The following is a 15,874-nucleotide window of genomic DNA, read 5'->3' as shown; positions in this document are numbered from 1 at the left end:
CGATTGAAAGCCAACGAGCAGCGACCCGCTATTGAAGTAGTCAAAGACTACGGCAATATTCCGGCGATCGAATGCTTCCCTGGACAGCTTAACCAGGTGTTTATGAATATTCTGGCTAATGCGATCGATGCCTTAGAAGAATCAAATATTGGGCGGACTTTTGCAGAAATTAAGGCGAATTCTAATCAAATTAAAATTATCAGTTTCTGGGAAAATCACCAGGTAAAAATTATAATTACTGATAATGGTCAAGGGATGAGTGAAAAAGTTAAGACCCAAATATTTGACCATTTATTTACAACCAAAGGTATCGGAAAAGGGACGGGATTAGGATTAGCGATCGCCCGTCAAATCGTCGTCGAAAAACATGGCGGTTCCCTGAACGTTCAGTCTATACTGGGAAGGGGAACAGAATTTATCATCAGCTTACCAACTTAAGTAGAGCCAAAGAGTTATTTTTTTCCTGAGCTTCAGATTCATTTAACCATTCACTAACTTTACGTCAAAAATAGCCATGAATAACTCTCCCCAAAACCACAATCTAAACACAATCGCTCAAATTCTCAACTATCAAATTATCCAAACAATTTATGACGGAAATCGCACCTTAGTTTATCAAGCCATCCGTACCAATGACCAACAACCTGTAGTTATCAAACTTCTGAAAAATGAGTATCCCACGTTCAGCGAACTCGTACAATTTCGCAATCAGTACACCATTGCCAAAAACCTTAACTCACCCCTAATTATCCAAACCTACAGTCTAGAACCCTATCACAATGGCTATGCCTTGGTGATGGAAGACTTTGGGGGAATTTCCCTGAAAGAATGGGCCCTGAAAGAGGGAAATAGACTCTCATTGGGGGAATTTTTAGAAGTGGCGATCGCACTCTGCAACACCTTAGATATACTTTATCGAGAGCGGATTATCCATAAAGACATCAAACCCAGCAATATCCTAATTAATCCCGAAACAAAACAAGTTAAATTAATTGACTTTAGCATTGCTTCCTTGTTACCGCGAGAAACGCAAACATTAATCAATCCTAATGTTTTAGAAGGTACACTCGCTTATATATCTCCCGAACAAACCGGGAGAATGAACCGGGGAATTGATTATCGGACAGACTTTTATTCCCTTGGTGTAACTTTTTACGAATTGCTGACTGGAGTTTTACCTTTTCAATCAAATGATGCGATGGAGTTGGTACATTCTCACATTGCCAAAGCACCAAGATTAATACATGAAATTAATCCGCAAATTCCCTCTGTCCTCTCAGAAATCGTCAGCAAGTTAATGGCGAAAAATGCTGAGGATAGATATCAAAGTGCATTGGGATTAAAATTTGATTTAGAAAAATGTTTACAGCAGCTAAGAGAAACTGGTGAAATTCAGAATTTTGAAATTGCAACAAGGGATGTGTGCGATCGCTTCCTCATCCCTGATAAATTATATGGACGAGAAACCGAAGTTTCAACCCTACTGCAAGCATTTGAACGAGTTAGCCAAGGGGCAACAGAAATGATGTTGGTAGCTGGTTTTTCGGGGATTGGGAAAACTGCGGTTGTCAACGAAGTTCATAAACCGATCGTTAGGCAACGCGGCTATTTTATCAAAGGAAAATTTGACCAATTCAATCGCAATATTCCCTTCTCTGCAGTTGTGCAAGCCTTCCGCGATTTGATGGGGCAGTTGCTTAGTGAAAGCGATGGCGAATTACACATCTGGAAAACTCAGATTCTTCAGGCTTTAGGGGACAATGGGCAGGTAATTATTGAAGTCATTCCCGAATTAGAACGCATCATTGGTAAGCAAGCACCTGCAACAGAATTATCAGGAACAGCGGCACAAAATAGATTTAATTTACTATTTCAGAAGTTCATTCAAGTCTTCACAACTAAAGAACATCCCTTAGTGATATTTTTGGATGATTTACAGTGGGCTGATTCTGCCTCACTCAATTTGATCCAACTTTTGATGAATGAGTTGGAAAGCCACTATTTATTGATGATCGGGGCTTACCGAGATAATGAAGTTTCACCAGTGCATCCCTTAATGTTGACATTGGATGCCGTAGCCAAAGCCAACGCCACCATCAATACAATTACCTTAGATCCCCTCAGTCAAGGTAGCTTAAACCAGCTAGTCGCTGACACCCTCAACTGCCATATCTTGAGTGCGGAAGCCTTAGCAGAACTGATTGCGGTCAAAACCAAAGGTAATCCCTTTTTTGCTACCCAGTTTCTCAAAGCATTGTATGAAGATGGATTGATTCAGTTCGATCGCCACCTAGGACATTGGCAGTGTGATCTGGCAGAGATTCGCTCTGTTTCCATGTCAGATGATGTTGTGGAATTTATGGCATTACAGTTACAAAAGCTGCCCTCTGATACGCAAGATATTCTGAAATTAGCCGCTTGTATTGGCGCACAGTTTGATTTAAATACGCTGGCGATCGTCTCCCAACAATCGGAATCTGATACCGCCGTTGCCCTCTGGAAAGCCTTGCAGGAAGGGTTAATCATCCCCCAAAGTGAAATTTATAAGTTCTATGTGGGCGAACTGGATACAACCCAAAATACACCAACTGAAACGCTCAATTATAAGTTCCTCCACGATCGCGTCCAACAGGCTGCTTATTCCCTGATTCCCGATGACCAAAAACAAATTACTCATCTGCAAATCGGGCAACTTTTGCTGCAAGATGCGTCACCGAGTACAAAGGAAGAGAAACTGTTTGATATTGTCAATCATCTGAATGTTGGCAGATATCTGATGATTCAACCGTCGGAACGGACAGAATTAGCGCAACTGAATTTGAACGCTGGAGGTAAGGCGAAAAATTCCACAGCCTACGCCGCCGCAAGGAGTTATTTCAAAACAGGGATTGAGCTATTACAACTAGACTGCTGGAAAACAGAGTACGAATTAGCCTTGAATCTCCATGTGGCAGCAACAGAAGCCAGTTATTTGAATGGTGACTTTGAGGATATGGAACAGCTAGCAGGGTTGGTATTGCAGGAAGCACTGACAATTTTCGACAAGGTTAAAATCTACGAAATTCAAATCGCGGCACAAACGGCTAGAAGCCAAATTTTAGTGTCGATCGCAATGGGCAGAGAGGTTCTAGCACAGTTGGGGGTAGAACTGCCGACGGAAGTAGAATCAGCCAAGATTGATAAAGCCTTACAAGACCTAAATCAGCAACAAAGCGGCAGAGAGATTGCTGGACTGATTGACTTGCCGATGATGAGCGATCGCACTGCGATCGCCGCGATGCAAATGTTAGTAATCCTCTTGGGACCAGTGTTCCAGGGAATGCCAGGTTTACTACCCTTCATGAGCGCGACGATGGTGAGGTTGTCACTCCAGTTTGGCAATACTCCCACCTCAGCGGTTGGCTATTGCACTCATGGTTTGGTGCTTTGTGCCTTTTGGGGTGAAGTCGAAACAGGCTACGAGTTTGGTAGATTAGCGCTCTCGTTACTAGAGAGGTTGAATGCTCAGGCCATGAAGTCATCCACTCTCAACGTGTTTGGGTCTTTCATTCAACATCATCGGCAAGCACTCTTGGCAACATTACCGACGTTTAAAGATGGCTACACAACTGGCATAGAAACAGGCGATTTTCTCTCCGGGGGCTACAACATAACAACTTACGCCTGGGATGCGCTGTTGGCAGGCGTAGAGGTGGACGCATTGTCATCCGAATTGGCTGCTTACAATGTTGTCCTGGCTCAGATGAAACAAGATTCGGCGTGTATTAATTTGGACATAGCGCGGCAGACGGTGCAGCATTTGAGAGAAACGGTGAGCCAACCCGATTGCTTAATTGGCACTATTTACGATGAAACAGTGATGCTGCCTAAGCACCGACAGGACAAAGCTCTCACCTCGCTCGCCGTTGCCTACATCTATAAACTGCTGCTTGCCTACTACTTTGGCAATTACCAGGCTGCCTTCGACTACATCGCTCAAAGCAAGTCCTACTTGATGGCAGTATCGGGATTAGTTTTTATTCCCATTTTTCATTTTTATGCTGCACTAACTCATCTGGCACTATTCCCCACACAACCGGAACTAGAACAAGCCGAAATGCTTGCTGTTGCCACAACCCATCAAACTGTTCTGCATCAGTGGGCGCAAAATGCCCCGATGAATCATCAGCATAAATGGTATTTAGTTGAGGCAGAAAAGCATCGGGTTTTAGGCAATAAAGCCGAAGCAATTGAACATTACGATCGTGCCATATCTGGAGCCAAAGCCAACGAATATATTAACGAAGAAGCTTTAGCAAACGAACTAGCTGCTAAATTCTACCTCAACTGGGGTAAAGAGAAAGTTGCCGCAGGTTATATGCAGGAAGCCTATTACTGTTATTCCCGTTGGGGAGCTAAAGCCAAAACTGATGATTTGGAAAACCGCTATCCCGAATTGCTCCGCCCAATTTTACAGCAGCCAGACTCCTCGGTGACAATGTTAAGCACACTAGGGACGATCGCCACTCCCGCCTATTCGATTCATTCCAACACCCGCAAAACTTCTAGCAGTTCCAGCATCAATACAACCCTCGATTTGGCTGCCATTCTCCAAGCCTCCCAAGCACTTGCGAGGACGATTCAGTTAGAGGATCTGATCTACCAACTGACGCAAATTATTCTGCAAAATTCGGGGGGCGATCGCTGTGCCTTAATCTTACCTTCGGAGAATCAAATCTGGGAAGTACGGGCGATCGCCACACCCACCGCCACCGAACTGTACACCGAACCCCTGGAAAACAACCCCAATCTCCCCATCAAACTGATTCAATATGTCAAAAACACTCACAAAGTCGTGGTGATTGACGATCTAGAAACCGATTTACCCGTAATTGATAATTATTTGACACTACAGCAGCCGAAAAGTGTCCTGTGTTTACCAATTCTCAATCAAGGAAATTTGGTTGGTATTTTGTATCTGAAGAATCGCTTAACCAGTGGTGTGTTTACCAGCGATCGCATCATTATTCTAGACTTTCTCTGCTCCCAAGTGGCTATTTCTCTAGAAAATGCCCGGCTTTACAATCAAGTCAAGCAGACCCTCACCGACCTGCAAAATGCTCAACTCCAAATTGTCCAAAGTGAAAAAATGTCTGCCCTAGGTAACTTAGTCGCCGGAGTTGCCCACGAAATCAACAATCCCGTCGGCTGCATTATTGGCAACGTTGGTGCTGTCCAAGATTCCATCAATGACCTATTTGGGTTGATTGACCTCTACAACGATAAATTCCCTCAACCAGGGACTGAAATTGAAGAGGAATTAGAGACAATTGACCTGGAATATTTGCGGGATGATTTACCCAAGTTAATCAGAGCCATGAAAGATGGAGGCGATCGCATCACCAGCATCAGCAAGAGTCTCCGCACTTTCTCCCGTGCCGATAGCGACCAAAAACAAAAGTTCAACCTCCACGAAGGGATTGATAGCACCATCTTGATTTTACGCCATCGCCTCAAGGCCAATGATACTCGTCCAGCGATTGAAGTTGTCACCAACTACGGGAATATTCCGGCGATCGAATGTTTCCCTGGACAGCTTAACCAGGTGTTTATGAACATTCTGGCCAATGCGATCGATGCTTTAGATGATTCAAATATTGGGCGGACTTTTGCGGAAATCAAAGTCAATCCTAATTGCATTACCATTACAAGTTCAGTCGAAGATAATCGAGTTAAAATTACTGTTGCTGATAATGGTAAGGGGATGACTGAATCGGTAAAACACAAGATATTTGACCAGTTATTTACAACAAAATCGGTAGGGAAAGGCACCGGGTTAGGACTGGCGATCGCGCGTCAAATTGTAGTAGAAAAACACTCTGGTATTTTAGAAGTAAACTCAGCGTTAGGTCAAGGTGCAGAGTTTGTGATTACAATTCCCCTCAAGCTAATAGAATCAAGATAGTTGTGATACGGCAATGGATGACATTTTCCTTGAGTTCGTCGGCAGGGATAGTGCTGGGAAAGGTTGAGATTAGCAACAATACAGACTTATAGCCAATAAAGTTAAAGACATTAGTGTCAATTGGGGAGGTTTCCCGATCTAGTTGATAAACTATAAGTTGTAGTTAACCCAATTTTTTTTGAGGACTGGAAAATGGATGTCATCACTCACCTACCTGGGTATCGCATCACAGAACAAATCTATGCAGGCTCCGGCACCCTCGTCTATCGGGGTGTTCGAGAGAGCGATCGCACTCCTGTCGTCCTCAAACTACTGCGAAACGAATACCCGAATTTCAACGAACTTGTCCAGTTTCGCAATCAGTACGCCATTGCCAAAAATCTTAACTTCCCCAGTATTGTTAAACCTCTGACTCTAGAAGTCTACCACAATAGCTATGCCTTAGTCATGGAGGACTTTGGCGGAGTATCCCTATCTAATTATCTCCATATCGCAACAGATGAAAGCCAAAAATATAAAGTTTTACCTTTAGCAGAATTTCTCAAGCTGGCTCTGCAACTCACAAACATTCTCCACTATCTCTACCAAAACCGAGTCATTCACAAAGATATTAAACCCGCCAATATTTTAATTAATCCCGACACCAAACAAATTAAACTAATTGACTTTAGTATCGCCTCACTCCTACCACGAGAAACCCAAGAAATTCAAAATCCCAATGTCTTAGAAGGAACATTAGCCTATCTCTCTCCCGAACAAACCGGGAGAATGAATCGAGGCATTGACTATCGGAGTGACTTTTATTCTCTGGGAGTTACATTCTATGAATTGTTGACAGGCTCATTACCATTTGTCTCAGAAGATGCGATGGAATTAGTGCATTGTCATCTCGCTAAACAGGCGATACCCATCCATCAAATTCATCCAGAAATCCCCATAGTTTTATCGCATATTGTCAGTAAGCTAATGGCAAAGAATGCCGAAAACCGCTATCAGAGTGCATTGGGATTAAAACATGATTTAGAGAAATGTTTAACTCAATTAGAAAAAACGGGTAACATTGAGACCTTTGATTTAGGACAGGGAGATATTACAGACAGGTTCCTCATACCAGAAAAACTGTACGGTAGAGAAATTGAAGTCGATCGTCTATTAGCTTCCTTTGAACGAGTCAGTACAGGTGTAACTGAAATGATGCTAGTAGCAGGTTTTTCGGGAATTGGTAAAACAGCAGTTGTCAATGAAGTTCACAAGCCAATTGTCAGACAACGAGGCTATTTCATCAAAGGCAAATATGACCAATTTCAACGGAACATTCCCTTCAGTGCCTTCGTGCAAGCTTTCCGTGACTTAATGGGGCAATTGGTTTCAGAATCGGATGCACAATTGCAAACATGGAAAACTCATATTTTAGCAGCAGTGGGAGACAACGGACAAGTCTTGATTGATGTGATTCCCGAATTGGAAAACATCATCGGTAAACAGCAAAGAACACCTGAACTATCAGGAAGTGCCGCCCAAAATCGCTTTAATCTGCTGATGCAGAAATTTGTGCAAGTTTTTACAAGTAAAGAACATCCTTTAGTGATGTTTTTGGATGACTTGCAATGGGCGGATTCAGCATCGCTGAATTTGCTACAATTATTGATGGAAGATACTGGACATTTATTGGTATTAGGTGCTTATCGGGATAATGAAGTTTCCCCTGTGCATCCATTAATCTTCACAGTGGATGAAATTGTAAAAACTGGGGCAACGGTAAATACAATTACTTTGCTACCGTTAAGCGAACCAGAGCTGAATCGGTTGGTAGCAGATACCCTGAATTGCGAGTTATCTGTTGCCGAACCTTTGACAAAATTAGTTGCTCAAAAAACGAAAGGAAATCCTTTCTTTGCTACCCAGTTTCTCAAGGCATTACATGACGATAAGCTGATTAGCTTTAACCCCCCTCACTCCCCCACGCCCCCATCCCCCCTTACCAAGGGGGGACAGAGGGGCGTACAAGGGGGGTGGCAGTGCGATATTGCTCAAGTCAAAGCCTTAGCAATTACTGATGATGTGTTGGAGTTTATGGCGTTGCAATTGCAGAAATTGCCGACAGAGACTCAGGATATCCTCAAATTAGCGGCTTGTATTGGTGCGGAGTTTGATTTGAATACGTTAGTAATTGTCAGTGAGAAATCTGCGGGAATGATGGCTACGGCTTTATGGAAAGCATTGCAGGAAGGTTTGGTGATTCCGACTACCAAAATTTATAAATTCTTTACCGAAGCTGATAGTGAGGAAGTCTTTAAGGCTTCAGCGAATCCCACTTATAGATTTTTGCACGATCGCGTCCAACAAGCCGCCTATTCTCTGATTCCCGACGAGCAAAAACAGGTGACTCACCTCAAAATTGGGCAACTGTTGCTCAGTCATACTTCAGTCGCCGAACAGGAGGAAAAACTATTTGAAATTGTCAACCAACTGAATATGGGGAAAAGCCTCATTATTGAGCCATCGGAGCAAACGCAACTCGCTCTACTCAATCTCCAGGCCGGACAGAAAGCCAGAGCTGCAACAGCATACACAGCCGCATTTGAGTATGCGACTACAGGCATCGACTTGCTGGCTGAAAAGCGATGGACAACGCAGTATCAACTGACCTTAGCACTTTACGAAACCGCCAGTGAAGCTGCTTATCTAAACGGCAATTTTCCGCAGATGACCCAATTAACAACGATCGTTCTGGAACACACCAGAACTCTATTAGATCGGGTTAATGTTTATCAAGTTGAAATTCAAGCTGCTCAAGCACAAGCTCAACCTTCAAAGGCTATACAAATTGCTTTGCAAATTCTCAAGCAGTTGGGAGTTAGTTTTCCAGAGGAACCTAACGGAGAGGATATTGGAAAGGCACTGCAAGAAACTTTATCCCTTGTAGCGGGTCGGCCGCCACTGGATTTGATCGCGCTGCCGCAGATGACCGATCGCACTCAGTTAGCCATTATGGAAATTCTCGCAGGTGTGACGGCATCTGCTTATATAGCGGCTCCCACACTGTTGCCGTTGGTTCTGCTCGAACAAGTGAATGTATCGCTGCAATATGGCAATAGTTCGTTTTCTACTAATGGCTATTGCGGTTTTGGGGTCATATTATGCGGGGTAGTGGGAGATATTGAGTATGGCTATCAATGCGGTCAACTGGCACTCTTGTTGCTCGAACAACTCGATACCAGAAAACTAAAAGCCAAAACCTACGGACAAGTTAACTGCTGTATTTCCCATTGGAAAGAGCCTCTTGGTAACACTTTACCGTTGTTTAGAGAGGGCTATCAGAGCGGATTAGAAACTGGGGATTTAGAATGGGGTGGAATTTGTGCCGTCCTGTATTTGATGCACGCTTGGTTTGCTGGCAAAGAATTGAGCGATTTGAGTCGAGAGGGTGCTGCTTTCTGTACTCAATTTGCTCAACTTAAACAAGAAACAATGGCTAAGCAGGGAGCTATTTTTCAACAAGCCATCTTGAATTTGTTAGGGAATTCGACAGAAGCGTGGCAGTTTAATGGGGATAGTTTTAGTGAAGCAGAAGATCTACCGATGTTTGCGCGATCGGGGAATCAAACGGCTCCCTGCTATTTCTATGTCAGCAAGTTGGTGCTATGTTATCTATTTGGTCAGATTGAACAGGCGATCGCTGCTGCTAGCGCCCTTGAAAGTTATTTAGGTGGAGCTACAGGGATGTCCTTGATTCCGGTTTTCCATACTTATGATTCTCTGACACATCTGGCTAACTATTCCCAAGTTTCTCAGGCCGAACAACAAAGCATTCTTCAACGAGTGACTGCCAATCAGGAAAAGATTGAACGCTGGGCTGATGCTGCACCAAGGAATCAACTGCACAAATTTTATTTAGTTGAAGCGGAAAAAAATCGCGTTCTTAGTCAAAAAGCAGCAGCCATAGAATTCTATGACCTGGCGATCGCCCTCGCCAAAGAAAACGCATACCTCCAAGACGAAGCGATCGCCAACGAACTTGCAGCAAAATTTTATCTCGACTGGGGCAAAGAAAAAATCGCGATCGCCTACATGACTGAAGCTTACTACTGCTATGCCCGATGGGGAGCCCAAGCCAAAGTTACTGATTTAGAACAACGTTATCCTCAACTCCTCGCACCTATCCTTCAACTACCTCGTTCCTCTACCTCCTTCAAGGAAACGATCGCGTGGGGAACACTCGCTTCTACCAAAACCTCTAGCAGCATCTCTGAAGTGCTAGATTTGGCAACTCTGCTCAAAGCCTCTCAAGCTATTTCAGGGGAAATTGAACTCGATAAACTCCTAACTACTCTCCTAGAAATAGTCATTACCAATGCTGGGGCAAGTAAGTGTGTCTTACTACTCAAACAAGATATTGACTTAAAATTAGTAGCTCTTGTAGAAGGGGGACATTTACCACAACTATTACCATCAATTCCCCTAGAATCAAGCCAAGATGTAGCAATTAGTTTGGTAAATATTGTCAAGCGAACTTTGAAACCTTTGGTACTGGCGCATGCCGGGATAAATTCTCAGTTTGCTGCTGATAGTTACCTTCAAAAACACCAGCCTAAAAGTGTCCTTTGTAGCCCAGTTTTGAATCAAGGACAGTTGATAGGAGTTTTATATCTGGAAAATAACCTGACAGTGGGGGCGTTTACGAGCGAGCGCATTGAAGTGTTAAATATGATTAGCTATCAAGCTGCTATTTCCTTAGAAAATGCGCGTCTGTATCAAGCCGCACAACAAGCATTAACCGATCTCAAACAAGCACAACTCAAAATCGTTCAAAGCGAAAAAATGTCAGCTTTGGGCAACTTAGTTGCTGGCGTTGCTCACGAAATCAACAACCCTGTCGGCTTCTTGACTGGTAATATTACCCCAGCCTTAGATTACATAAACGATTTGTTTGGATTGATCGATCTAGTGCAACAAAAATATCCCCAACTAGATCCAGAAATTCAAGAGGAACTTGAAACTATTGAGCTTGACTACATCCGGGAAGACTTACCCAAGTTAATTGAATCAATGCGAGAAGGCGTGAAGCGGATTCAAGACATTAGTATTAGTCTCAGAAACTTCTCTCGTGCTGATAGCGATCGCCCGGTTGCCTACAATATCCACGATGGCATTAATAGTACAATGATGATCCTTAAGCATCGCCTCAAGGCTAATGAATCTCGCCCAGCAATTAGGATCATCAAGGACTATGGTGATTTACCAGAAGTGGAGTGTTATGCCGGACAATTGAATCAGGTGTTTATGAATCTGTTGGCGAACGCGATCGATGCTTTAGATGAATCCAATAAAGGGCATATCTATCAAGAGATTGACAATCAAATCACGATTAAAACCGAGTTATCTGCTGACAAAAAACAATCAATAATTCGGATTAAAGACAATGGTGTTGGCATGACTGAAGCGTTGCGAAAAAACGTTTTTGAGAATTTATTTACGACGAAAGCCGTAGGGAAAGGCACGGGATTGGGTTTGGCGATCGCACGGCAGATTGTAGTTGAGAAACACGGCGGTACAATCGAGGTAAATTCTGTATTAGGAGAAGGGACAGAGTTTACGATATCATTGTCTACAAACGGATGAAGTTAAAAAGGGCGATCGCCCTTTTTAACCCTTACAAATAGAGGCGTACATTAATTTTTAGTAGTCAATATTTTAGATGAGGATAGCCAAAATGAATGCAGGTATAGATTTAACCAGTCCCATTGTCGGATACCGTCTAATCGAGCAACTGTACAGTGGTTCGAGAACCCTAGTTTATCGAGCCATTCGAGAAATAGATCAGCTTCCGGTTGTCATTAAACTATTAAATCGAGACTATCCCAGCTTTAGCGAACTGCTGCAATTCCGCAACCAGTATACCATCGCCAAAAATCTACGTCTGCCGGGAGTAGTTGAACCCTACAATTTAGAGTCCTATCGCCACAGCTATGCCCTCGTGATGGAGGATTTTGGTGGCATTTCCCTACGAGACTACGCCCAAGAACGGAAGCTGACTCTAGCAGAAATCTTAGAAATTGCCATTCAAATAACTGACATTCTTGACGGACTGTACCGAAACAGAGTCATTCACAAAGATATTAAGCCAGCTAACGTCCTGATTGATCCCGAAACTAAACAAGTCAAACTGATTGACTTTAGCATCGCCTCCCTACTGCCGAAAGAAACTCAAGAAATTCAAAATCCCAACGTTTTAGAAGGAACCCTCGCCTATATTTCTCCCGAACAAACCGGACGAATGAACCGAGGCATCGACTACCGCACCGACTTTTATTCTCTAGGAGCCACATTTTACGAACTGCTAACAGGAAAACTGCCATTTGAATGTGACGATCCGATGGAGTTGCTTCACTGCCATATTGCCAAAAAACCTCCTTCAATTAACAGCCAAGAAATCCCACAGGTAGTGTCGGATATTGTGATGAAGTTGATGGCAAAAAATGCCGAAAAGCGCTATCAAAGTGCCTTGGGCTTGAAGAAGGACTTAGAACGATGTTTGCAGCAGTGGCAAGCAACTGGGAACATTGAGACTTTTGAGTTAGGAACGCGGGATGTATGCGATCGCTTCCTGATTCCTGAAAAGCTTTATGGTCGAGAAACTGAAGTCCAAACCCTGTTGAGTGCCTTCGATCGCGTGGCGAATGGCACATCAGAATTAATGCTAGTCGCTGGGTTCTCCGGGATTGGTAAAACGGCAGTCATCAACGAGGTGCATAAACCCATTGTCCGGCAACGGGGCTATTTCATCAAAGGCAAATTCGACCAGTTCAATCGCAACATTCCCTTCTCGGCATTTGTTCAAGTATTTCGCGGTTTAATGGCACAATTACTCAGTGAAAGTGATGCCAAACTCCAAGACTGGAAAAATAAGCTTTTAGAAGCGGTTGGGGAAAGCGGACAAGTAATTATTGAAATCATCCCCGAATTAGAAAAAATTATTGGTCAACAGCCACCAGCCATAGAATTATCAGGAACGGCAGCCCAAAATCGCTTCAATTTATTATTTCAAAAATTTACTCAAGTCTTTACCAGCTTAGAACATCCATTAGTGATGTTTTTAGATGACTTGCAATGGGCCGATTCAGCCTCACTAAAGTTAATGCAGGTCTTAATGGGTGATACAGGTCATCTTTTATTAATTGGTGCGTATCGTGATAACGAAGTCCACCCAGCACATCCATTAATGTTGACTTTGAGTGAAATTCAAAAAACACAAGCCACGATTAATAGGATTACTTTAGCACCACTCAATCAAGTCACAGTGAATCAATTAGTTGCTGATACCCTTAAATGTCCAGAAAGTTTGGTATGGGTTCTTTCTGGATCGATCTATCAAAAAACTCAAGGAAATCCGTTTTTTGCTACTCAGTTTCTCAAGGCATTACATCAAGATAAACTGATTCAATTTAACTTTACTGAGGGTTGTTGGCAATGTGATATTGCACAAGTAAATCAGCTTGTGGTTACAACAGATGATGTAGTTGAATTTATGGCGTTGCAATTAGGAAAACTGCCTCCCTCAACTCAACAGGTGTTACAGCTAGCTGCTTGTATTGGGAATCAGTTTGATTTGGCGACGTTGGCGATCGTTTCTGAAAAATCCCAAATCGAAGCGGCTGCAAGTTTATGGAAAGCCATGCAGGAAGGTTTGATTTTACCCCAAAGTGAAGTTTATAAGTTTTATGTTGGGGAAGAACATCAACCAGTTGACCAAGAAAATTCTGAGATTGTTGCATATAGATTTTTACATGACCGGGTGCAACAAGCGGCATACTCCCTAATCCCCGCCGATGAAAAACAAACCGTTCACCTGAAGATTGGACAATTACTCCTGAGTAACACACCCGAAAGCAACCGGGAAGAACGCATTTTTGAAATCGTCAGTCAACTCAATGTTGCGGCGGAATCAATCGCCCAATCCGCAGAACGTCAAACATTGGCGCAATTTAACCTGATGGCAAGTCGCAAGGCAAAAGCGGCGATCGCCTATACTGCCGCCTGCAAATATGCCCAGGTGGGCATTGGGTTACTCGCTCAAAACAGTTGGGAGCATCAGTATGAGTTGACCCTAGCACTCCATCAAGTCGCCACAGAAGCCGCCTATCTGAGCGGTGATTTAGAGCAGATGGCAGCCAATGCCCGCCTTGTCCTGAATCATGCCAAAACCCCATTAGATCAAATCGGCGTCTATGAGGTGAAGATTGAGGCATTGACTACTCAGGGTCAATTTACTCAAGCGATCGCGGTGGCACTTGCCATCTTAAAGCAATTGGGAGTGGAACTGCCCGCAGCCCCTACCCAGGAAGATGTGACGGCTGCCTTTAGTACCGTCTCAGATGCGATTGGAGAGCGTTTACCTGGTGAGTTACTCAACCTCAGCGAAGCAAGGGATGTGAACATCCTGGCAGCGGCTCGAATTTTGACAACGGTAGCACCCTGCGCTTATCTGTTTTTGCCGCGGTTGTATTTATTGGTGATTTTAAAAAAGGTTTATCTGTCCGTCGTGTATGGCAATGAGTCAACCTCGACCTTTAGTTATGTCTCTTATGGGATATTGATGTGTGGTGTGTTGGGAAACGTTGAATTAGGTTATGAATTCGGTCAGTTAGCCCTCGACCTGCTATCACGTTATCCAAATTCCGAATTGAAAGGGAAAACTTTATTATTAGTCTATCTGTACACAAGGCATTGGAAAATGCACCTGCGTGAGACATTACACCCCTTGCAGATGGCCTATTGTAGTTGTTTAGATGTAGGCGATTTGGCTTTCGCGGGCTACTCTGCCTATAACTACGGTTTTTACTCCTATTTTGCAGGGCAGAATTTAACGCAACTGGAGTCGGAAGTTGCCGGATATTGTGAAGCGCTCAAGCACCTCAAGCAAAATTTCACTCTGACTTTTTCCCAGTTGACTCGACAAATTCTGCTGAATTTAATGGGGGATGCAGATAACGTGGTGGTGTTGAGCGGTGCAGCCTACAATGAACAGCATCAACTTCCATTACATGAAACAACGGGCGATCGCACCGGATTAGCATTGCTGTGGATTAACAAACTGGTTTTGTCCTATCTGTTTTCAGAGTTTGAACAAGCTGTAGAACAGGCTGGGCAGGCAAGACAGTATTTGGATGCTATCCTTGCTTTTTTCTATGTACCAATCTTTCATTTCTATGAGTCTTTAGCCCAATTAGCATGGTTTGGGAAACTCTCAGATCCAGAACAGCAGCAAATTAAAGAATACATCGCTGCCAACCAAGAAAAACTCAAATACTGGGCAACTTATGCGCCGATGAATTTTTTGCACAAGTTTCATTTAGTCGAGGCGGAACGAGAGCGAGTACAAGGTAATAAAGCTGAGGCAATAGATTTGTACGATCGCGCCATCCAACTAGCTAAAGAAAATCAATTCCTCAACGAAGAAGCATTAGCCAACGAACTCGCCGCCAAATTCTACCTTGACTGGGGCAAAGAAAAAGTTGCCGCCAGCTATATGCAGGAAGCATATTACTGTTATGCCCGTTGGGGAGCTAAAGCCAAAGTTGAAGACTTAGAACAACGCTATCCGCAATTACTTAAACCTATTCTAAATCAGCCCAAACTTCGCTTTAATCCCCTAGAGACGCTGGTAACGATTAGCCGCTCTTCGCATACTTCCAGTAATAGCAGCACGAGTATTTCCGATGCCCTTGATTTCGCATCTATTGTGCAAGCGGCTCAAGCTTTATCCAGTAAAATTAAGATTGATGAATTGCTCAGCACCCTCAACCAAATTATTTTGAAAACTTCTGGGGCAGAAACTTGTGCTTTGCTACTCCCCCATCAGGATGAATGGCAAATCCGGGCAATAACTCACATCAATTCCGATAACGAGTTACCCACAACCTTACTGCA

4 protein-coding genes are annotated in these 15,874 nt (G+C 43.4%); all 4 read left to right on the top strand.

Going from position 1 to position 15,874, the window contains the following annotated elements:
- Positions 1–438: sensor histidine kinase (locus QUB13_RS29545; RefSeq protein WP_333388442.1), on the top strand; the 438-nt coding region annotated here is incomplete at its 5' end.
- Positions 439–514: 76 nt separating this feature from the next.
- Complete coding sequence (locus QUB13_RS29540; protein ID WP_333388439.1) at positions 515–5,944, top strand: trifunctional serine/threonine-protein kinase/ATP-binding protein/sensor histidine kinase; 5,430 nt, start codon at positions 515–517, stop codon at positions 5,942–5,944.
- Between the two features lie 192 nt (positions 5,945–6,136).
- Complete coding sequence (locus tag QUB13_RS29535; RefSeq protein WP_333388436.1) at positions 6,137–11,566, top strand: trifunctional serine/threonine-protein kinase/ATP-binding protein/sensor histidine kinase; 5,430 nt, start codon at positions 6,137–6,139, stop codon at positions 11,564–11,566.
- A 91-nt stretch (positions 11,567–11,657) separates the two neighbouring features.
- Positions 11,658–15,874: ATP-binding protein (locus QUB13_RS29530; RefSeq protein WP_333388433.1), on the top strand; the 4,217-nt coding region annotated here is incomplete at its 3' end.

Origin of the sequence: Microcoleus sp. B4-D4, from assembly GCF_036705185.1 — a bacterium.
Classification (GTDB): Bacteria; Cyanobacteriota; Cyanobacteriia; order Cyanobacteriales; family Microcoleaceae; genus Microcoleus.
This window is presented reverse-complemented; position numbering and strand designations above follow the sequence as displayed.

Coding starts and splice junctions, on each gene's coding strand:
- QUB13_RS29540 (WP_333388439.1), top strand. CDS start 515: ATGAATAACTCTCCCCAAAACCACAATCTAAACACAATCGCTCAAATT.
- QUB13_RS29535 (WP_333388436.1), top strand. CDS start 6,137: ATGGATGTCATCACTCACCTACCTGGGTATCGCATCACAGAACAAATC.